Origin of the sequence: uncultured Polaribacter sp., assembly GCF_947503855.1 — a bacterium.
Taxonomy (GTDB): Bacteria; Bacteroidota; Bacteroidia; order Flavobacteriales; family Flavobacteriaceae; genus Polaribacter.
Genome location: NZ_CANNFF010000006.1, coordinates 171,487 through 191,286, shown reverse-complemented (window position 1 = coordinate 191,286; position 19,800 = coordinate 171,487). Strand labels below are relative to the sequence as shown.

Sequence of the window (19,800 nt, the reverse complement as noted above, 5' to 3'; positions counted from 1 at the left end):
TTATTTTTTATAAAGTGAATATTATAATTCTTTTAACACATCTGTAACAGTATCAAAGAAACTTATTTGAAAATTATAATTATTATTTTTTACCAACTCTGTCTTTCTACCAATAGCAATAAATTCATGATTTGTGTCTTTTAAAATATCATTAATCTGATTAAAATAATCATCTATTTTATCATCATAAGGTTGCACTGTTAAAGAGGTTACAAAACACAACTCTCTATCGTTTTTAAAGAAATAGTCTAAATTGTCTAAGGGCAGGCTTTGTCCTAAATAAATCGTATGATTACCTCTTAAGACCAATTCGTAATTTAGGTATAACAAACCTAATTCATGAATCTCATTTTCTGGTAAAAATAAAACATAAGTTTTTTTAGAATAAGTTATACTATATTGTAAATTCTCAGTATTAATATGAATTTTTTGTGCAATTAAATTAGATATAAAATGCTCATGTGCTGGCAATAAAGTATCTGTTTGCCACAAAAAACCAATGTGTTCTAAAAAAGGAATAAAAACATCTTTAAAAATTTCTCTAAAGGTTTTTTTATGCAACAGCTTGTCATAAGTATTATTAAATAGTACTTTATCAAACTGTAACATCGATAATTTAAAAGAACTTAAAGCTTCATCATTAATGGCTTTAGAGAAAGCTAATTCTCTTGCCTGAATTTTAATTTCTTCTTCAGACATTTTAGCAATTTTAGAAATTTTGTGATTGTTTTTATTCAACAAAACAATGTTTAACAACTTTTGTAAATTGCTGTGAGAGTAATACCTAATGTTTGTACTTGTTCTTTGGGGTTCTAATAAGCCATATCTTTTTTCCCATATACGTATAGTATGAGCCTTGATACCAGAGATATTCTCTAAGTCTTTAATTGTAAAATCCTGCTTAATATTGTTCAATTTATATGTATTTTAGTTGAACAAATGTAAAAAAAATAACTTCAACAATTTTTTTTTTAATAAAAATGTAACAATTTGCATAATATTGCTACTTATATAAAACAATTAATCAACCTAAATCAAATTGCAAAAAAATTTAGAAGCTAAATTTTTAGAGGACTTTGAAAAAAATCAGAACATAGCACATAAAATTTGTAGAATATATACCTCAAACAAAAGTGCTCATAATGATTTATTTCAGGAAATAACTATCCAGGTTTGGAAAAATTACCCAAAATTTAGGGGAGATTCTAAATTTAGTACTTGGATGTATAGAGTTGCTTTAAACACAGCTATCTCTTTGTATAGAAAATCTACTAGAAGAGTAAAAACGCAAGATATTAGCAATCTTGCTTACAAAATTAAAGCAACCGATTATGATGATACAGAAGAACAACAATTAAAAGCACTTTATAAAGCTATTCATACATTAAATGATATTGAAAAAGCACTTATTTTCTTATACCTAGAAGATAAACCTTATAAAGAAATATCTGAAACTTTAGGTATTTCTAGTGTAAATGCAAGAGTGAAAATGAATAGAACAAAAGAAAAATTAAAAAATATTTTAAACCCATAGTTATGGATTTATTAGACAATTATAAAAAAGCCTGGAGCAATCAACCAGAAGAAACTAGTAAATTATCTGCCATAGAAATTTATAAGTTAGCACATTCCAAATCATCATCAATAGTAAAATGGATTTTTATTATTGGTATTTTAGAATTTGTAATCTTAAATTCTTTGTACTTTTTTGTAGATATTAAAACTGCTATGGAAGAGTATCGAAAAATTGGATTAGAGAATTTTATATACTATTCTAACATTTTAGCATACATTATTATTTTTTACTTTTTGATAAAGTTTTACGTAAACTACCGAAAAATTTCTATTGTAGATTCTACAAAAAATTTAATGAATAATATTTTAAAGACTAGAAAAACAGTTAGAAACTATGTGATTTTTAATTTAACTTATGTAGCAATACTAATGCTGGTGGCAACTGTAGCAACAATTAATACAAATTCTAAAGACTTAAATACAACTCAAGTTTTTATGGTAATTGGGGCAACGTTACTTGCTACTCTTTTATTTTTAGGTGTCTTGTGGTTGTTTTATCAACTACTCTATGGATTTTTATTAAAAAAACTAAAAAGAAATTACAAAGAATTAGCTAAGTTAAACAGTACTAATTAAAAGTATATTTCAATTAAAAAATACCATCCTTTTGCCTTTGCCATTAGAAATGTTGTTTTATATGATAAAATTAAGAGTGTTTTACAGAGTTATTTTCTCTTATAATAATAGGTTTTTACTTCTAAAAATTTTGTAGTTCTTTTAATAATACTTGATGCATTTCGTCTGTATAGTTTAAATGGGTTACAATTCTAATTTTACCTTCTCCCATAGGTGTTAATAGAATATTTTTGTCTGCCATTTTATCAATAAAATTGTCTGCTCCTATTTTTTCATCCACATAAAAAATTAAAATATTGGTTTCTACTGTTTCTATTTTTGAAATGTAACTACAGCTTTCTAAAACTGTAGCAATTTCTTTGGCTTTTTTATGATCTTCTGCCAATCGAGAAATATTATTATCTAAAGCATAATTGGCTGCTGCTGCTAAAAAACCAACTTGTCTCATACCACCACCTAATAGCTTTCTTAAACGTAAAGCTTTATTTATATGCTCTTTAGAGCCCAACAACATAGAACCAATAGGTGCTCCTAATCCTTTAGAAAAACAAATAGAAATAGTATCAAACAAGGCACCATATTGTTTGGGCGATTCGTTTTTAGCCACCAAAGCATTAAATAAACGTGCACCATCTAAATGAAAAGCCAAGTTATTTTCTTTTGCAATTTGATAAATCTTCTCAATTTCAGTAAAGTCCCAACAAGCTCCACCACCTTTATTGGTGGTGTTTTCTATACAAACCAACTTTGTAAAAGGTAAGTAAATTTGAGGTTTTGCAGTAGCAATATCTACTATTTGATTAGCCGTAAACATGCCTCTATTACCATCTATTAATTTACAAGTTACGCCAGAATTAAAGGCAACTCCGCCACTTTCGTAATTGTAAATATGTGCGTATTTATCGCAAATAACCAAATCTCCAGGTTGCGTATGTAATTTTATCGCAGTTTGATTTGCCATGGTTCCAGATGGAAAAAAAAGAGCTGCTTCCACACCAAACATATTTGCAACTTTTTCTTGCAAAGCATTTACTGTTGGGTCCATATTAAACACATCATCACCCACTTTTGCTTGCATCATAGCTTGTAACATTTCTGGTGATGGTTTAGTTACTGTGTCTGAAATTAAGTCTATTGTCATTCGCTTTTCTTTGTTAGTTTTTAAATATTCTTTAAATAAAATTTCAAAAATTTTTTACTTGTAAAAATAACTTGTCCTTATTTTTATCATAATAAAAAGTAAAATAATCCTTCTAGCTTGCTAATTCCTTTTTATAATTTTTTTCCAGATTTTTCTATGAAAATTGAGCAAAGCCATTAAAAGATAAGCTTGTAAAAAGTAGTAATTTTTTCATGGTAAAAATATTTTTTATAAATCTATAAAAATAAGGCTTAGTTTTAAAAGAAGAAATCATAAAAAATCGTTTATTTTTGTGATGCTTATGATTACACAAGACCAACTAAAAAATATTTCTAAAAGAATTGAATTACTAAAATCTTATTTAGAGATTAATAAAAAATTAATTGAGATAGCTAACGAAGAAGAAAAAACGGCTAATCCAGATTTTTGGAACGATCCAAAAACCGCAGAAATTGTAATGAAAGAACTGCGTTTCAAAAAAAAGTGGGTAGAAGATTACAATACCTTAGTGGTTATGGATGAAGACATACAGGTTTTATATGATTTTTATAAAGATGGTGAAGTTGAAGAAACAGAAATTACAGCACAATTTGAAAAACTTAGTACTTTTTTAGAAGATATTGAGTTTAAAAACATGCTTTCTGAAGAAGGAGATTCACTATCTGCAGTTGTACAAATAACAGCGGGTGCAGGAGGTACAGAAAGTTGCGATTGGGCAGAAATGTTGTTTAGAATGTATACAATGTGGTCAGAAAAACAAGGTTTTAAATTAAAAACGCTTAATTATCAAGCAGGTGATACTGCAGGTATAAAAACAGTAACAGTTGAAGTAGATGGCGATTATGCTTTTGGTTGGTTAAAAGGCGAAAATGGAGTACATCGATTGGTGCGTATTTCTCCTTTTGATAGCAATGCAAAACGTCATACCAGTTTTGCTTCTGTGTATGTGTATCCTGTTGCAGACGATTCTATTGAAATAGAAATAAACCCAGCAGATATAGAAATTACCACTGCACGTTCTAGTGGTGCTGGAGGGCAAAACGTAAATAAAGTAGAAACAAAAGTTCAATTAACACACAAACCAACAGGTATACAAATTTCTTGTTCCAATTCTCGTTCTCAGCACGATAATAGAGCTACTGCAATGCAGATGTTAAAATCTCAATTATATGAAATTGAACTGCAAAAACAACAAGCTGCTAGAGATGATATAGAAGCTAACAAAATGAAAAACGAATGGGGAAGCCAAATCAGAAATTATGTAATGCATCCTTATAAATTAGTAAAAGATGTAAGAACTGGGCAAGAAACAGGTAATGTGGATGCCGTAATGGATGGAAATATAAACGCATTCTTAAAAGCGTATTTAATGTTGAATGGGCAAAAGAAAGAGTAAGCTGTAAGCAAAAATAGAAACTTTGAAACTAAAAATGATAAAAATATACCACAACCCGAGATGCAGAAAATCTAGAGAAGGTTTAGCTATTTTAGAAAATTCTGGTAAAGAATTTCAAATTATTAAATATTTAGAACATAATCTTACAGAAAAGGAATTAAATGAAATCATTAATTTGTTAAACATCTCTCCTATTGATTTAGTTAGAAAAACAGAAAAAATTTGGAAAGAAAATTACAAAGGCAAAGAGCTTTCAGATAAGCAAATTATTACAGCTATGTTAAAATACCCTAAGCTTATAGAACGCCCTATTGTTGTAAATAATAAAAAAGCGGTTATTGGCAGACCTTCAGAAGAAATTACAAACATTATTTAGAATTAATTTTTTTAATATTTATTAACTTTTGTTTAACTAAATGCAGTTAAACTATGTGTGAAATTTGTAGTCATAAAAATTTTAAAAAAAAGTTTTGATAAAAAATCTTACACTACTACTTTTCTTATTACTAGCAAACAAATCATTTTCTCAACAAATAAACGATTCAAACAATATAAAAATCTATGGTAAGGTTATAGATGCTACTTCAAATAAACCCTTAGAGTATGCTACTATTGTTTTAAAAAATTCTATTACTAATAAATTATCCGGTGGTATTACTGGTATTGATGGTGAATTTAATGTAGAAGCTCCAAAAGGAACTTACGAAATTAGTATAGAATTTATTTCATTTAAATCTAAAAAATTCCCAAAGCAAACCATTACCAAAGATTTAAATTTAGGAACCATTAAATTATCTGAAGACACCAGTTCTTTAGATGAAATTGTTGTGGTTGCAGAAAAAACAACAGTAGATATTAGATTAGATAAAAAAGTATTTAATATTGGTAAAGACCTTTCAATTAGAGGTGGTAATGCTAGTGATGTTCTAGGTAACGTGCCTTCTGTACAAGTAGATGTAGAAGGGAACGTAAGTTTACGTGGAAATGAAAACGTAACTATTTTAATTGATGGTAGACCAAGTGCATTAGTGGGTATTAATGGTGCAGATGCATTAAGACAAATACATGCAGAAGCTATTGAAAAAGTAGAAGTTATTACCTCACCTTCCTCTAGGTATGATGCAGAAGGGACAGCAGGTATATTAAATATCATTCTTAGAAAAAATAAACTAAAAGGTTTTAACGGTTCTTTACAATTAGATTTAGGATATCCAGAAAGAGTTGGTACTGCATTTAATGCCAATTGGCGTACAGAAAAATGGAACTTTTTTACAAACACAGGGTTTAGATATAATGAAACCCCAGGTAGCTCTTATTACGACACAAAATATGTTAATCCAACATCAGAAAATATAAATAGAATTATAGAAACAAGAAATTTTGATAGATTGGGAAGGTCAATATTTACAAGCTTTGGTGCTGAATATTACCTAACAAAAAGTTCTAGTATTATTGGTAATATAATTTTTAATGGTGGTAATGATGATGATGTAAATACAAATATTATTGATAGATTTGAACCTAATGGAAACATAAAACAAGCTACTAAAAGAACAGAAGACGAATCAGAAGATGAAGAAAGAATACAGTACACCTTAGATTATGTGAATACTTTTGATGATTCTGGAAAAAGATTATCTGTAAACTTACAGTACTCGACAGAAGTAGAAGATAAAATAAACTTTATACCAGAGATTGATGTTATAGCTGATTTTACTGATGAAATTGAAGAAGTTATCGAAAGCCAAAATGAAGATAGAGCTTTACTACAAATTGATTATGTACATCCAGTAGGAGAAAATATTCAGTATGAAGCAGGTTATAGAGGAAATTATAGAGACATTTTTAATAGTTTCTTTTTAGAACAAACAGATTTTAAAAACAATATACCTACAGAAGTCCTTTTAGACAATAACTTTAATTATAAAGAATTTGTAAACGCAGCCTACTTTCAATATGGTCAGAAATTTAATAATATATCTCTTTTAGCTGGTTTACGTTATGAATATACATCTGTAGAAATTGATCAAGCTAATGTTAGCGTTCCTAAAAAGAGTACTTATGGCAATTTATTTCCTACTTTAAATTTAGGATACGAAATTAAAGATGGCGAAAATATGACCTTAGGATATAATAGAAGAGTTCGAAGACCTAGAGGAAGAAGCTTAAACCCTTTTCCTAGCAGATCTAGTGAAGCAAATATTTATACGGGTAATGTAGATTTGAATCCTGTATTTACTGATGCTGTTGATTTAGGATATTTAAAACGATGGGAAAAATTTACGTTAAGCACCTCAATTTATTATAATATAAGTAATGATAGTTGGGAAAGAATTCAAGAAGATACAGGAGAAACCACAGATAATGGTGACCCAATTACTAGAAGATTTCCAGTAAACTTATCTACACAAGAAAGGGTTGGGTTTGAATTTACGTTAAACTATAGACCTTTTAAAGTTTGGAACATCAACAGTGATTTTAATTTATTTAATGTTACTACAGATGGAGACTACACAAACCCTGTTACTAATAAAACTCAAAATTTTGATTTTCAAAATACAGCATTTTCCTTACGTTTAAATCAAAAAATAACACTTCCAGGGAAAACTGATTTACAAATCAACTCTAATTACAGAGGTGCATCTCAAAGTGCCATATCTCAAACAAATGGAATTTTTACGATGAACATTGCAGCTAGTAAAGATATTTTTAACGAAAAAGCTTCTTTAAGTTTAAATATTAGCGATGTTTTTAATGGACGTAGAAGTGAACGAACAACAATAATACCAGATTTTTCAGAACAATACAGTGAATTTCAATGGAGAGAACGTCAAATAAGAGTTAGCTTTGTATATCGTTTCAATCAGAAAAAACAAAAGTTTAAAGGAAACAGAGATTACAATGGAGGTGATAATGATTTTGAAGGATAAAATCCTATCCCTAAATTGCAAAAAGCAATTTAGACCTTCCCAAAGGGAAAGCAACAAAAAACTCGTAACAAATTAATGTTACGAGTTTTTTGTTGTGAATATATCTTAATGTTATCTGCCTTCAGCAGCTTCTCTAGCTTCTTTTTTCAACTTTAAGTTTTCCCAAATAGTTCCACCAATCCAATATGGTACTACAAATGTTAGTAAAAAAATTAACAACCAAAAACCAGCTGTAAAAATAAACATGAATAAAACTAATCCAGAAAATTGAGAAAAATCTAACATTTTAAATTCTTTAAATAATTAATATTGCAAAAATAACACATATTTTCAAATTTCACTATCAAAAACTAAAAATTTTCAACATAAAAACAAGCAAAATGTTTATAAATAATATGCCTGCTTTTTTGTAAATTTGTTGGCTACACAAACAATCATTCAAAATGAAATACAGAATAGAAAAAGATACAATGGGGCAAGTAAATGTGCCTGCAGATAAGTATTGGGGAGCTCAAACAGAACGCTCTAGAAATAACTTTAAAATTGGGGCACCTGCATCTATGCCTTTAGAAATTGTTTATGGTTTTGCATACTTAAAAAAAGCAGCGGCCTATACAAATACAGAATTGGGAGTGTTATCATCAGAAAAAAGAGACTTCATTGCAAAAGTTTGTGATGAAATTTTAGAAGGTAAACATAATGATCAGTTTCCTTTGGTAATTTGGCAAACAGGTTCTGGTACACAATCTAATATGAATGTAAACGAAGTAATTGCTAACAGAGCTCATGAAATAGCTGGTAAAGTAATTGGTGAAGGTGAAAAAACAATTCAACCTAATGACGATGTAAACAAATCGCAATCATCAAACGATACTTTTCCTACAGGGATGCATATTGCTATTTATAAAAAAGTGATAGAAACTACGATACCAGGCATTATTAAATTAAGAAACACCTTAAATAAAAAGGCAGTAGCTTTTAAAGATGTAGTTAAAATTGGTAGAACACACTTAATGGACGCAACTCCTTTAACGTTAGGACAAGAATTTTCTGGATACGTTGCTCAATTAGATTTTGGTTTAAAAGCTTTAGAAAATACCTTAGCACATTTAAGTCAGTTAGCTCTTGGTGGTACAGCTGTTGGTACTGGTTTAAATACACCTAAAGGATATGATGTATTAGTCGCAAAATATATTGCAGAATTTACAGACTTACCTTTTGTAACTGCAGAAAATAAATTTGAAGCTTTGGCAGCACATGATGCTTTAGTAGAAACTCATGGAGCTTTAAAACAAATAGCTGTTTCTTTAAATAAAATTGCAAATGATATTCGTTTAATGGCCTCTGGACCAAGATCTGGAATTGGAGAAATTATAATACCTGCAAACGAACCAGGTTCATCTATTATGCCAGGTAAAGTTAACCCAACACAGGCAGAAGCTATTACAATGGTATGTGCACAAGTTATGGGCAATGATGTTGCTGTTACCGTTGGTGGCACACAAGGTCATTACGAATTAAATGTGTTTAAACCAATGATGGCTGCAAACGTATTACAATCTGCACAATTAATTGGAGATGCTTGTACTTCTTTTGAAGAAAATTGTGTAGCTGGTATAACACCAAATCACTCAAGAATTAATGAATTGGTAAATAATTCTTTAATGTTAGTTACGGCTTTAAACACTAAAATTGGTTATTACAAAGCAGCAGAAATTGCAAATACTGCTCATAAAAATGGCACTACTCTAAAAGAAGAAGCTGTTAATTTGGGGTATGTAACTCCACAAGAATATGATGCTTGGGTAAAACCAGAAGAAATGACAGGTAGTCTAAAATAGAGAGAATATTTTACTAAAAAAAAACCGAAGTTAACTCTTCGGTTTTTTTTATAAATAGTATGGAAAATAAATATACCTTTTATGAGGATAAAGCTATAATTTTATTTTAATTTCGTTTTTCATTTTTACAAAATGTTTTACCACCAAAGAAAATTTCTTGCTTTTTTATTAAAATCAACCAACCAACATGGGGTACACTCCCCTTTTATTTTTAATTTGGTTACCAAAGGATTGTACAAAAAAATAAACGCCAAAAAATGGGAGGCTTTTCAAAACATAAAAAATCAACTTTCAGATACTAAAAGCTTTAAAAAAGTAACAAATTTTGATATTGATTCTAATGTTTTTAAAACTAATACACTTCAAACTCCTAGAATTGAAAAAATAGGTCCTATTTCTAATAAAAAAACACGTATTTTAATCAAAATTATAAAGTATTTTAAACCTAAAAGCATTTTAGAAATTGGCACTTCTTTGGGTGTGTATACAACTGCCTTAAAAGCTGGAAACAAAACATCGAATATAACCACTTTAGAAAACTGTAAAGAAACTTCAAAAGTGGCTAAAAACATTTTTGAAAACAACCATTTAGAACAAATAAAAATAATAACAGGCAAGTTTTCTAAAACAATATCAGATGTTACAAAAAACAGCACTTTTGATTGTATTCTTTTTAACGAGAATCATACAAAAAAAGAAACCCTAGTACATTTTAATAATTGTGTTTCAACTATTCATAATAACTCATTTTTTATTTTTAATGATATTTATCGGGATACAGAAATGGAAAGTACTTGGATTGAAATAAAAAACAATCCAAAAGTTACTGTAACAGTAGACCTTTTTTATTACGGAATTGTATTTTTTAGAAAAGAACAAGCAAAAGAACATTTTAAAATTAGAGTTTAACATTTTCTTAGAAAGTAAACTTTGTAACTTTGAATTTTAAACCCAAAATCTTGAACTCATCAACATGAAAATTTACACAAAAACAGGAGACACAGGTACAACAGCTCTTTTTGGCGGCACAAGAGTAAAAAAATACAATTTACGCATCGAGAGCTATGGCACTGTAGATGAACTAAACTCTTATATTGGGTTAATAAAAGACCAAGAAATTTCTAAAAATGCAAAAAATCTTCTTTTAAATATTCAAAATGAACTGTTTACACTAGGTGCAATGTTGGCTACTCCTCCAGAAAAAGAAACCTTAAAAAGTGGTAAACAACGATTAAATATTCCTAAAGTTGATAAAAAATCGATTGCCTTTTTAGAAAATGAAATCGATAAAATGGAGGCTGAGTTACCCCAAATGACACATTTTATACTTCCTGGAGGGCATCAAGCAGTGTCATTCTGTCACATTGCTAGATGTGTTTGTAGACGTGCAGAAAGACTTTCTGTTGAATTAAACGATCAAGAAAATATAAATAATGACATTTTAATTTACCTAAACAGACTTTCTGACTTTCTTTTTGTGCTGGCACGAAAATTGACTAAAGACACACAGGTAGAAGAAATAAAATGGATACCTACAAAAAATTAATACGTTCTTTTTTTATTGAATTAAAAATTATTTTTAAGTTTTAATAATTAGTTATCAGTATAATTAATCTTAAAAATAACTTTTTATTATATTTCTTAAAAAAGACTTGCATAATTGCGTAAAAAAATTATTTTTGCACAAAATTAAACATTAAGAAATGTATTGGACATTAGAATTAGCATCTTATTTAGCAGATGCACCTTGGCCAGCAACCAAAGACGAATTAATAGATTACGCTATTAGAACTGGAGCACCGTTAGAAGTTGTAGAAAACTTACAAGACATAGAAGATGAAGGTGATTCATATGACTCTATTATAGAAATTTGGCCAGATTATCCAACGGAAGATGATTATCTTTGGAATGAAGATGAATATTAAAAATCCAAAAATGATATAAAAAAGTCTCTAAAGAGGCTTTTTTTTTGTTTTTAAGTTCATCAAAAATAAATCTTTTTGTAGATTTATAATAAATTGATATACAAATAAATACAAATTCAATTTGTAATAAAAAAATAAATAATAATGAGCATATTAAATTCTGTAATAAAACTTTTTGTAGGCGATAAGCAACAGAAAGATTTAAAAAATTTACAACCTATTGTAGAGGATGTAAAAAAGTTTGAAGCAGCACTTTCTAAACTTTCTCATGACGAGTTAAGGGCAAAAACTATAGAATTTAAAGACAAAATTAAGGCAGCAACTAAACAATTTACAGACAAAATAGATGCTTTAGAAATAGACGCAAAAACGGCCGATATTGACAAACAAGAAGATATTTATGCAGAAATAGATACTTTAAAAGACCAAGCCTACAAAGCCTCTGAAGATACGTTATTAGAAATTATGCCAGAAGCATTTGCAGTCGTTAAAGAAACTGCAAAACGTTTTGTAGAAAATGAAGAAATACAAGTTACTGCCACACCTTTTGATAGAGAATTATCTGCAGAAAGAGACAACGTAACTTTAGAAGAAGACAAAGCTTATTGGGCTCACTCTTGGGATGCAGCTGGAAAACCAGTTACTTGGGACATGATACACTATGATGTTCAATTAATTGGAGGTTCTGTTTTACATCAAGGTAAAATTGCAGAAATGATGACGGGTGAAGGTAAAACACTTGTATCTACATTACCTGTATATTTAAATGCCTTAACAGGAAAAGGGGTGCATTTAGTAACTGTAAACGACTATTTAGCAAAACGTGATAAAGCGTGGATGGGACCCATTTTCGAATTTCATGGTTTAACTACAGACTGTATCGATTACCACCAACCAAATTCTGATGCACGTAGAAAAGCCTATAATGCAGATATTACTTATGGTACAAATAACGAATTTGGTTTCGATTATTTACGCGATAATATGGCTAGCTCTAAAGACGATTTGGTACAAAGAACACCAAATTATGCCATTATAGATGAGGTAGACTCTGTTTTAATTGATGATGCAAGAACTCCTTTAATTATTTCTGGACCAATTCCACAAGGAGATATACACGAATTTACAGAGCTTAAACCTTTGGTAGCAGATATTGTAAGTTTACAAAAACAACATTTGGTAAGTGTACTTGCAGAGGCAAAAAAATTAATAGCAGAGGGTAATGATAAAGATGGTGGTTTCTTATTATTAAGAGTATACAGAGGGTTACCAAAAAACAAAGCCTTAATTAAGTTTTTGTCTCAAGAAGGTATCAAACAAATCTTGCAAAAAACAGAAAATTACTACATGCAAGATAACAACAAGTTAATGCCAGAGGTAGATGAAGACTTATGGTTTGTTGTAGAAGAAAAAAACAATCAAATAGATTTAACAGATAAGGGGATTGCACATTTATCTGAAAAAACAAACAACGATACCTTTTTTGTATTACCAGACATTGGTGTAAAAATTGGCGAAATTGATGCTTCTGAAAATTCTGCAGAAGAAAAAGCCTCAGAAAAAGAAGAACTATACAAAGACTTTAACATTAAAAGCGAGCGTATTCATACCATGAATCAACTACTAAAAGCATATACTGTTTTTGAAAAAGATGTTGAGTATGTAGTAATGGATAACAAAGTAATGATTGTTGATGAGCAAACAGGACGTATTATGGACGGTCGTCGTTATTCCGACGGATTGCACCAAGCTATAGAAGCAAAAGAAAATGTAAAAATTGAAGATGCTACACAAACTTTTGCAACAGTAACCTTACAAAATTACTTTAGAATGTATCGTAAATTGTCTGGTATGACAGGAACTGCGATTACAGAAGCTGGAGAATTATGGGAAATCTACAAATTAGATGTAGTAGAAATTCCTACCAATAAACCTATTCAAAGAGATGATAAACAAGATTTAGTTTATAAAACTGCTAGAGAAAAATACAATGCAGTAATAGACGATATTGTAAAATTAGTAGAGCAAAAAAGACCTGTTTTAGTAGGTACAACTTCTGTAGAAATTTCTGAATTATTAGGTAGAATGTTACAAATGCGTAAAATTCCACATAATATTTTAAATGCAAAATTACATAAAAGAGAAGCAGATGTTGTTGCAGAAGCTGGTAAACCTGGTGTTGTAACTATTGCGACAAACATGGCAGGACGTGGTACAGATATTAAACTTTCTAACGAAGTAAAACAAGCTGGTGGTTTGGCAATTATTGGTACAGAACGTCATGACTCTAGACGTGTAGACAGACAGTTAAGAGGTCGTGCTGGACGACAAGGTGATGTAGGGTCCTCTCAATTTTATGTAGCTTTAGACGATAATTTAATGCGTTTATTTGGCTCTGATAGAATTGCAAAAATGATGGACAGAATGGGCTTAAAAGAAGGTGAAGTAATTCAGCACTCTATGATTACAAAATCTATAGAAAGAGCTCAGAAAAAAGTAGAAGAAAACAACTTTGGTATCAGAAAACGTTTATTAGAGTATGATGATATTATGAACGCACAACGTGAGTTTGTATATAAAAGAAGACGTAATGCATTAGATGGTAAACGTTTGCAATTAGATATTGCTAACATGATTTATGACACTTGCGAATCTATTGTAAACAGTAACAAATCTGTAAAAGATTTTCAGAATTTTGAGTTCGAATTGATTAAATTCTCTTCTATGACTTCTCCTTTTTCTGAAGAGGAATTTGAAAAACTATCTGAAAAAGAAATCACAGATCAATTATATAATATTGTTACAGAACACTATAAAAATAAAATTGAAAAAAATGCTGTTTTAGCATATCCTGTAATTAAAGATGTTTATGAAAATGAAGGTGATAAATATGAACGTATAGTTGTACCTTTTACAGACGGAATTAAATCTTTACAAGTAGTTACCAATTTAAAAGAGGCTTATGAAAGTGAAGGTAAAAGCTTAATTACCGATTTTGAAAAAAACATTACACTTGCTATTATAGATGAAAACTGGAAAGAGCATTTGCGTAAAATGGACGAGTTAAAACAATCTGTACAAAATGCTTCTTACGAACAAAAAGATCCGCTTTTAATTTATAAATTTGAAGCTTTTGAATTATTTAAAACTACGGTAGATCACATCAATAAAGAAGTATTATCTTTCTTATTTAAAGGTGAATTACCTGCACAAGATAGAAATCAAATTTCTGAAGCTCGTCAGCAAAAAAGAGAAAATTTAAGTACTAGTAAAGCTGATGTGCAAAATACAACAGAACAAGCGATTCAAAACTCTCGTCAGCAATCTTCAGAACCTGTAGAAACCGTTGTAAGAGAACAGCCAAAAATTGGCAGAAACGAACGTGTTACTATTAAAAATGTAATGAGTGGCGAAGAAAAAGTGGTAAAATTTAAACAAGCCATTCCATTAATAGAAAAAGGAGAATGGGTTTTGGTAAATAATTAAATATCTTTTGTTTGTCATTTCTTTGAAGGCAGGAACAAAAAAATCCGTTTAGAATTTATCTAAACGGATTTTTTTATAAGTTGTTAAACTTCTTATTCTTTAAGAAACTTTCTAGTATAACTTATTTTATCATTATATATTTTAATGAAATACAATCCACTTGACAAGTCATCAATCCTTATTTTTTCTGAACCTGAATCAAAGCTCAAGAGCTTTTTACCCAATAAAGAATAAACCACAACATTCGTAATCTTTTTAATTGGTGAAGATATATATAAAACATCTTGTGCTGGGTTTGGGTATAAAGTAACAGAACTTGATAAAATATTATCTTTTGTGCTTAATGTACAATTATCACCCACAGTATAAGATAAATATTTGGTAATTGCTAATCCACCAGCAAAAGCAAACTTACAAGCATAACTTATGGTCTCTCCGTTTGTTAAACCATTAATAGTTTGTGAGAATTTTTTACCTGAAACTAAACTCATTTGTGTTTCAGCAAATGGAGATTGTTTCCATAAATAGGCTACCACACCTGTTTTATCAGTATCTAACAGTTCAAAAGTAATTGTTACACTAGAACCATTTGTGGTAAACTCATAATTGTATCCTAAAGAAAATGCTCCTTCTATAGCATCGCTTGCAAAACCAGCACAATCTGTATTGGTGTTTTCGGTGGTTTTTGCATTTAATATAATAGGATTATTTGTGGCAACATTACCAGATAAATCTTTCGCTTTTATAGTAAAAGTATAGTCTGTATCTGCAGATAAACCTGTAACTGTATAAGAAGTCTGCTCACCAGAGTTTGCATTTACCGATTCTGAATTACCATTATAGTCAATTTCATAAATCACTTTGCCAGAATCGTCTGTACCATTTAATACAAATTCTACAGTAGTTGCAGTTACATTGCCTACTGTTGCTGTAAAATTTTCTGGTGCAGTTGTATCTGATGAACTACCTGTACAACTACTACCTACTTGATAAGAAAAATAGTTTGTTGCAGACAAACCACCTGCATATGCAAATTTACAAGCATAACTTATGGTCTCGCCAACTGAAACACCGCCAACAGTACTTTTAAAAACAAGACCTGATTCTTGATTCATTTGAGTTTCTGCAAATGGAGATTGTTTCCATAAGTAAGCAATTACACCTGTTTTATCTGTATCTAACAATTCAAATTGTATTTCTACTGAAGTTCCAATTGTTTCAAAAGTTACTTTATAGCCTTGAGAAAAAGCGCCCTGTTGAGCTTCTGATGAAACTTCTGAACATTTCTTTTCTTCGTTTACAGATATATTAACTACTGATGATGTTGTTTTTGCCCCCAAATTATCGGTAGCAACAGCTGTAATTTGATGATTCCCTAAAGAAGCATCTGACCAAGTAAAATTAAATGGTGATGCAGTTGTTTCTCCTATTTTGGTATTTCCGTTAAAAAATTCTACTAAAGCAATACTACCATCTAAATCATTGGAAATTGTAGTGAAAGTGATGTTTTGCCCTTCTTTAAAAGCAGCATTATTACTTGGCGAATTAATAAAAATAGAAGGTCTTAAATTACCGGAAGCTGACACAATAACCAAAACTTCATCTGTATCTTGGTAGGTACCGTCACTAACCGTTAACTTACACTTATAGACACCATCTACTAAATTAGAAATAGTTGGTGATGCTATGTTGTTGTCATCAAAGGTTATAATTGTAGGACCATATACTTGTGTCCAATTATAAGATATAGTTTGCCCTTCTGGATCATTACTTGCAGATCCATCTAAAGTAGTTGATGTACTTGGTGAAATTACAGAAATGTTATCACCTGCAATAGCTATTGGAGGCGTAAATGATAACGCACTATTGTAAGTAAATATTAATTTACCTAAATTAAACTCGCCATTTTCTATAAATAATCGCAATACATTTTTTCCTTTTGTGAATTGAATATTAGAAACAGTTTCTGTTTTCCAAACATCCCAATCACCAGAATAAGGCACAGCAATATCTTGGCTAATTTTAGTTCCATCAACTTCAAAATAAAAAGGACCTCCTCCACTCTGGTTACCGGAAGCATATTTATAACTTAAGTCATAATTACCAGCAGTTGCAACATCAACTGTGTATTCCATCCATTCTCCAGAAGCCAACCAACCTACAGTTGCTCCTTCACCATCAACCAAAATTGCATCTACATTTTCACTAGTTCTAAAACCGCCATTATTACCTACTGAAGTATCTACATAAGCAATATTTTGTCCATTTCCACCTTCAAACTTATCATAAAAACCAGGTTCTAAAGTTCCAGGTATTGCAATTGGTGTAGCTGAATACGGTACTTGCTCACCAACTTGTACTTTTACAATGTTGGTTACATTAAACTGACTATCCACATATACTTTTGCATAAAAACCGTGAACACCAAGCGTTAAATTCTCTGCTTTTAATTGATATGGTGCTGAAGTATCTTCTCCAATAGAAGTTGTTCCATCAAAAAATTCTACTTTTGTGATGTTATTTCCAGTAGTTGTTACAGATAAATTAACACTTCCGTTTGGAAAAGCTTGAGGAAAATCCGAAGTTAAAACTCCAGAAACATCAACATCTCTATTAGTTTTCATTTGATGCGCAGGAACTGTTAATTGAAATCCGTCAGAAAACGTAACTACAATTTCATTATCAGAATAATTATGTGCTACATATGTAGTTTCTCCATTTTGTTTAAATACGCCAGCAATAGGATAATCTGCTGTAATTGAAGCATCAACAACACCCATTGCATTTACAGAATGCAACCAATGATACGTTTGTGCATCAGAAACACCAAATTTTAGGTTACGCTCTGGGTATGCGTTGTATAAATTTACGGCTTCTTGTGGGTTTACCATTGATAAATATTTCCAATAGGTATCGTGCCATAAATTATCATTATCTTCTTTACTTAAAACACCAGTGTTTTGTGAAATTTCTGTCCATAATTTTTGTGCATATTGTTGATTATGCCCTAAATAAAAAGAACCTCCGTGAATTGGATACATTTCGATACCATAAGAAGCTGCAATGTCTGCTGTCCAAAAAGTACCATTATCATAAGAATTACCCCAAACTCTTGATACCAAACTAAATTGCTGTTCTGCTCTAAAATTACGTTCGTACATATCAAACCAATATTCTTCAATAGCAGTTTGTTCTGTGGTGTAAATGTAAATTCCTAAATCTCTAATTTCTTTATTATCGGTAATAGTTCCCCAGTGAATTAATGATGATGCAAATTGCATACTTTCTGAAGTAGATTCCTGGTCATTTCCTTGAGGAAAAGTTGCAAAACCATTTGCCCAACTATGCCCTGCATAAGGACTAAAGTTTCTTAAAAAAGGGAATTTATCGTCATTTCTATCAGCAGAAGCTGCATCATTAATTAATGTGTTAATCATTGGTCCCCATTTTGTTGCCCAACCTGGTTCATATTGTTCCATAAAAGCAGCAGCATGTATAAAATACCCCCAATGAAAATGATGATCGTTAAGATTAGTGTCTTGCCCATGGCCAGAAGGATAACCCAATAATGCAGACCAAGTATCATTGTAATAAAATAGAAATGCTGTTTCTCCAGATTCATACGTTAACCAATCTTCTAAACGTTCTTTAACAGTAGTAATCATTTTATCTCTTGCCTCTATATTTCCAGTTTGATTTGCTATTCTAGCAGTTTGTATCAAACGATTCATCACTTGGCCTTCATTATAAGAATCTGTCCAAGTTGCTAAACCATCATTTTCGATTTGAGATATTTTAGCATCAAGAACTGCTGGACTAAAACCATTACTATAATTTGCTAAATAAGGAATAGTTGGTAAAATACCTTTAAATGTATTTTCAACAATAAAACTATTTTCTGCAAGCATTTTTAATTCCCCTCTAACAGAACTGTAAGTATATGCATTTGGTACTGGTGAACTTGATATTAAATTGTACCATTGATGAGGCAATAAACCCAATAACATTTTATCTTCAGTACCTTCTTTTATATCTGTTGATACTGAAAATGTTGTAGTTACTTTTGAGCTACTTTCGTTATAAGACCAAGATGTAGTTGTATTTGCAGGAAAAACATAAGCATATTTTTGCATATCTTGAGCTACACTTGCAACATTGGCTGTATTTTGTGGTAGCATTGCCATAGACCAATAGGTCTTTCCGTTTAAAGTTGATGTATACGTACTTCCTGATTGTAACCAAGTGCTTCCTGATGGCGCATAAAAAACAAAATCTTGTCCACTAGAAGCATTTTCTATGATTAAAATTTCGTTGTTGATTGACGCTGAACCTGAGTTGACTTTGATTTGAACAACATCATCTGCATCTTTTTCGTAGTAGACAAAAGGCATTCCAATTCCTGAAGTTGCTTTTAACTCATTATCACCATCTTTCCAATTCATAGTTACTGTCCAATCTGAATAATCTGAAACTGTTGTTTTATCTGTATTCAAACCTGTTAAGCCCACCTCTATTGGTGCAGAATCGCCAATAACACCCCAAGGAATATAGGTAACAATTAAACCTGTATTTGTGGTTTTCATGGTCATTGGATAATTGAACAAATTATCTGCGTGATTTTCTTTGATTAATTTAGACCACCAATCGTTTGTAGGAATTGGTTTGCCAACTGCACTCCCTGTGATTTGTGGAACACCTGATGGAAAACCATTTCTACCAGCACTATCTGCTCCTGGATAAGTATTGGTATAGCTACCACTACCTACTTGAGTAGTTTGTGAGAAAATTGCAGTTGATAAACAAATTAATAATATTGTTATTAAAGGTTTGATATAAGTATTATACATATTATATTATTTTTTTAAAACTATAATTATCTAAACAACAAACAATAAAAACTCCCTATACAAAAGCTATACATAATTCGTTA

The 19,800-nt window shown here is 30.4% G+C and carries 14 protein-coding genes; 10 read left to right on the top strand and 4 right to left on the bottom strand.

Features of this window, described 5'->3' with window-relative positions:
* Window positions 1-21: 21 nt before the first annotated feature.
* Window positions 22-915, bottom strand: coding sequence for a MerR family transcriptional regulator (locus Q0662_RS06970; RefSeq protein ID WP_298948252.1), 894 nt, complete (start codon window positions 913-915; stop codon window positions 22-24).
* Between the two features lie 124 nt (window positions 916-1,039).
* On the opposite strand from Q0662_RS06970, the gene Q0662_RS06965 reads away from it, so the two are divergent.
* Both Q0662_RS06965 and Q0662_RS06960 read left to right on the top strand, forming a co-directional pair.
* Window positions 1,040-1,534, top strand: coding sequence for an RNA polymerase sigma factor (locus Q0662_RS06965; RefSeq protein WP_298948251.1), 495 nt, complete (start codon window positions 1,040-1,042; stop codon window positions 1,532-1,534).
* 2 nt (window positions 1,535-1,536) lie between these two features.
* Window positions 1,537-2,151 (top strand): hypothetical protein, encoded by a 615-nt coding sequence (locus tag Q0662_RS06960; RefSeq protein WP_298948250.1) that lies wholly within the window; start codon window positions 1,537-1,539, stop codon window positions 2,149-2,151.
* 121 nt (window positions 2,152-2,272) lie between these two features.
* Here the strand turns inward: Q0662_RS06960 and Q0662_RS06955 are convergent, their stop codons facing one another.
* A complete protein-coding gene (locus tag Q0662_RS06955; RefSeq protein WP_298948249.1) occupies window positions 2,273-3,292 on the bottom strand; it encodes a low specificity L-threonine aldolase in 1,020 nt (339 codons plus the stop codon).
* A gap of 301 nt (window positions 3,293-3,593) precedes the next feature.
* Here Q0662_RS06955 and prfB point away from each other — a divergent pair, with 301 nt between their 5' ends.
* From prfB to Q0662_RS06940, 3 genes are all read left to right on the top strand, one after another.
* Window positions 3,594-4,688: a peptide chain release factor 2 gene (prfB, locus tag Q0662_RS06950; protein ID WP_298948248.1), complete on the top strand. Its 1,095-nt coding sequence runs from the start codon at window positions 3,594-3,596 to the stop codon at window positions 4,686-4,688.
* A gap of 34 nt (window positions 4,689-4,722) precedes the next feature.
* The gene (gene arsC / locus Q0662_RS06945; RefSeq protein ID WP_298948247.1) at window positions 4,723-5,064 is read left to right on the top strand and encodes an arsenate reductase (glutaredoxin); all 342 of its coding nucleotides are present in this window, start codon (window positions 4,723-4,725) and stop codon (window positions 5,062-5,064) included.
* Window positions 5,065-5,158: 94 nt separating this feature from the next.
* Window positions 5,159-7,618: an outer membrane beta-barrel protein gene (locus Q0662_RS06940; protein WP_298948246.1), complete on the top strand. Its 2,460-nt coding sequence runs from the start codon at window positions 5,159-5,161 to the stop codon at window positions 7,616-7,618.
* Window positions 7,619-7,729: 111 nt separating this feature from the next.
* Here Q0662_RS06940 and Q0662_RS06935 read toward each other — a convergent pair whose 3' ends face one another.
* A complete protein-coding gene (locus Q0662_RS06935; protein WP_298948245.1) occupies window positions 7,730-7,903 on the bottom strand; it encodes a hypothetical protein in 174 nt (57 codons plus the stop codon).
* Window positions 7,904-8,061: 158 nt separating this feature from the next.
* On the opposite strand from Q0662_RS06935, the gene fumC reads away from it, so the two are divergent.
* From fumC to secA, 5 genes are all read left to right on the top strand, one after another.
* A complete protein-coding gene (fumC, locus tag Q0662_RS06930; RefSeq protein ID WP_298948244.1) occupies window positions 8,062-9,459 on the top strand; it encodes a class II fumarate hydratase in 1,398 nt (465 codons plus the stop codon).
* A gap of 132 nt (window positions 9,460-9,591) precedes the next feature.
* Window positions 9,592-10,368, top strand: a complete 777-nt coding sequence (locus Q0662_RS06925) for a class I SAM-dependent methyltransferase (RefSeq protein ID WP_298948243.1) — start codon at window positions 9,592-9,594, stop codon at window positions 10,366-10,368.
* Between the two features lie 64 nt (window positions 10,369-10,432).
* Window positions 10,433-11,005, top strand: coding sequence for a cob(I)yrinic acid a,c-diamide adenosyltransferase (locus Q0662_RS06920; protein WP_298948242.1), 573 nt, complete (start codon window positions 10,433-10,435; stop codon window positions 11,003-11,005).
* Window positions 11,006-11,162: 157 nt separating this feature from the next.
* Window positions 11,163-11,384, top strand: a complete 222-nt coding sequence (locus Q0662_RS06915; RefSeq protein ID WP_036785931.1) for a DUF2795 domain-containing protein — start codon at window positions 11,163-11,165, stop codon at window positions 11,382-11,384.
* 144 nt (window positions 11,385-11,528) lie between these two features.
* Window positions 11,529-14,870, top strand: a complete 3,342-nt coding sequence (gene secA / locus Q0662_RS06910; RefSeq protein WP_298948241.1) for a preprotein translocase subunit SecA — start codon at window positions 11,529-11,531, stop codon at window positions 14,868-14,870.
* 92 nt (window positions 14,871-14,962) lie between these two features.
* Here the strand turns inward: secA and Q0662_RS06905 are convergent, their stop codons facing one another.
* Window positions 14,963-19,717, bottom strand: a complete 4,755-nt coding sequence (locus tag Q0662_RS06905; RefSeq protein WP_298948240.1) for a glycosyl hydrolase — start codon at window positions 19,715-19,717, stop codon at window positions 14,963-14,965.
* Window positions 19,718-19,800: the final 83 nt, after the last annotated feature.

Bases quoted from the DNA above. Each gene is read 5' to 3' on its own strand.
- Q0662_RS06960 (WP_298948250.1), top strand. From the start codon at position 1,537: ATGGATTTATTAGACAATTATAAAAAAGCCTGGAGCAATCAACCAGAA.
- Q0662_RS06955 (WP_298948249.1), bottom strand. From the start codon at position 3,292: ATGACAATAGACTTAATTTCAGACACAGTAACTAAACCATCACCAGAA.
- prfB (WP_298948248.1), top strand. From the start codon at position 3,594: ATGATTACACAAGACCAACTAAAAAATATTTCTAAAAGAATTGAATTA.
- arsC (WP_298948247.1), top strand. From the start codon at position 4,723: ATGATAAAAATATACCACAACCCGAGATGCAGAAAATCTAGAGAAGGT.
- Q0662_RS06935 (WP_298948245.1), bottom strand. From the start codon at position 7,903: ATGTTAGATTTTTCTCAATTTTCTGGATTAGTTTTATTCATGTTTATT.
- fumC (WP_298948244.1), top strand. From the start codon at position 8,062: ATGAAATACAGAATAGAAAAAGATACAATGGGGCAAGTAAATGTGCCT.
- Q0662_RS06925 (WP_298948243.1), top strand. From the start codon at position 9,592: ATGTTTTACCACCAAAGAAAATTTCTTGCTTTTTTATTAAAATCAACC.
- Q0662_RS06920 (WP_298948242.1), top strand. From the start codon at position 10,433: ATGAAAATTTACACAAAAACAGGAGACACAGGTACAACAGCTCTTTTT.
- Q0662_RS06915 (WP_036785931.1), top strand. From the start codon at position 11,163: ATGTATTGGACATTAGAATTAGCATCTTATTTAGCAGATGCACCTTGG.
- secA (WP_298948241.1), top strand. From the start codon at position 11,529: ATGAGCATATTAAATTCTGTAATAAAACTTTTTGTAGGCGATAAGCAA.
- Q0662_RS06905 (WP_298948240.1), bottom strand. From the start codon at position 19,717: ATGTATAATACTTATATCAAACCTTTAATAACAATATTATTAATTTGT.